1 protein-coding gene is annotated in these 2003 nt (G+C 43.0%); it reads left to right on the top strand.

The annotated features are described in order from the left end of the window. A partial coding sequence (locus WBM98_RS02230; protein ID WP_424364392.1) for a cytochrome c biogenesis protein occupies positions 1-1734 on the top strand: 1734 nt, incomplete at its 5' end. Positions 1735-2003: the final 269 nt, after the last annotated feature.

The following is a 2003-nucleotide window of genomic DNA, read 5'->3' as shown; positions in this document are numbered from 1 at the left end:
ATGGTAAATTCCTATGCGCAGGAACATTCCGATACTGATGGCCACGATCATTCGAAACGCCCAACACGGGAACAGATAGATTCTGTGCTGATGGCGAATAAGGTAGATAAGGAACATGCCGAACGCTTTGGAAAATTGGTGGTCCAGGATGAAGGGGGCCGAATGAAACCCATCAACACCTTTTCATCGGAATTGCTACGAAAACTGAGCTTGAAAGATAGGTATAGTGATATGAATTCCGATCAGGTATTCCTGTCGATGATGATGAATCCTTCCCTATGGTACAATGTTGAATTCATCGCGCTCGATAAAAAAGCACAAAACGATAGTATTCGTAAGATCATAGGGGTTCCGAAAGGGCAGAAGTACGTAAAGGCCATCGATTTTTTCGACAATAAAGGCCAATACAAACTAGAGCCTTTCCTAAGAGCGGCGACCGCTACGAACAACCCCAACAAATTTGAACAGGACTATAAGGATGCCAATATTCGCCTAAGCCTGCTGGACCAGGCCTTGAGTGGACAAATACTGAAGATATTCCCACTATTGAACGATGAGAACAACAAGTGGGTATCCGCTGTGGAATATCGCGGAGGACAGTTTCAGGTAGCTGACTCATTGTATTCCAATTTTATCAAGAATGCCCTACCATATTATATAATGGCATTGAACAATGCGAAGGAAAGTGGGGATTACTCCGAGGCCGATAAATTGTTGAACGCTTTTAAAAGAAATCAACTAAATCATGGGAATGAGGTTTTGCCATCGGAAACCAAAATCAAAACCGAGGTCATCTATAATAAACTGAACATATTCAATCACCTGTATAAAATCTATGCACTGGTAGGTATTCTGATGTTCTTTGTTCTTATTTTCCAAATCTTTAAAGAGCGCGAAATTTGGCGTATAGGAACGTATTTCTTTAAGGGCACTGTTATTATCCTTTTCTTATGGCATACCGCTGGCTTGGTCTTGCGTTGGTATATTTCGGGCCATGCGCCTTGGAGCGATGCCTATGAGAGTATACTCTATGTTTCTTGGGCAACCATGGGTATGGGATTGTTATTGGGACGCAAAAGTGACATGACCATCGCAGCATCCGCTTTTGTTACCGCCATGTTATTATGGATAGCCCACCAAAGTTGGGTCGATCCAGCGATTGCGAATTTGGTGCCCGTGCTCGACAGCTATTGGTTAATGATCCATGTAGCGGTTATCGTTGGAAGTTATGGCCCCTTGACCGTGGGTATGATCTTAGGGGTGGTTTCCCTGATTCTGATCATACTTACCAATAAAAAGAACAAAAAGCGAATGAAGCTAAATCTAAAAGAGCTGACAACGATCAGTGAATTGGCCTTGATGGTAGGTTTGGTCATGCTTACTATTGGAAACTTTCTTGGGGGACAGTGGGCGAATGAAAGTTGGGGCCGTTATTGGGGCTGGGATCCAAAGGAAACATGGGCCTTGATTTCCATAATGGTTTATGCCTTCGTTATTCATGCGCGTTTGGTCCCTGGTATGCGGGGAAGATGGCTCTTTAGCTTTCTCAGCGTAGTGGCATTTGGCAGTATTATGATGACCTATTTCGGGGTGAATTTCTACTTGGTAGGGTTGCATAGTTATGCCAGTGGCGCTCAGGTAATAACTCCTTCGTTTATTTATTATACGATATTCGGTGTGTTTGTCTTGGGAGCAATCAGCTATTGGAGGTATCAGGTGAATTATAAAAAATAAGTTTAGGTAAAAACTTATTTGCCACCATTTACTTTCAAATCATTGATGCATTGTTCGTCTAATGAAGGGACAGTACAACCACTTATGGTATTGAGTAATCCTTCCCCCGTCTTAGCGGTCCAATACATCAAGCATGACTCAGTTGTACTATGTCGACCATGTTCTTCGTCTTGATGCTGGCTGAGGTCACGCTCGCGGTTATATCCATGGTTTGGTTTCGGAAAGGTAACTGGAAGAAGATTCTAGTCTAACAACAGACCCTTAAACGC

This window comes from Maribacter sp., from assembly GCF_049667165.1.
GTDB lineage: Bacteria > Bacteroidota > Bacteroidia > Flavobacteriales > Flavobacteriaceae > Maribacter_A.
Note: the sequence above shows the minus strand (reverse complement) of the source record. Positions and strands in the feature narration are given on the sequence as shown.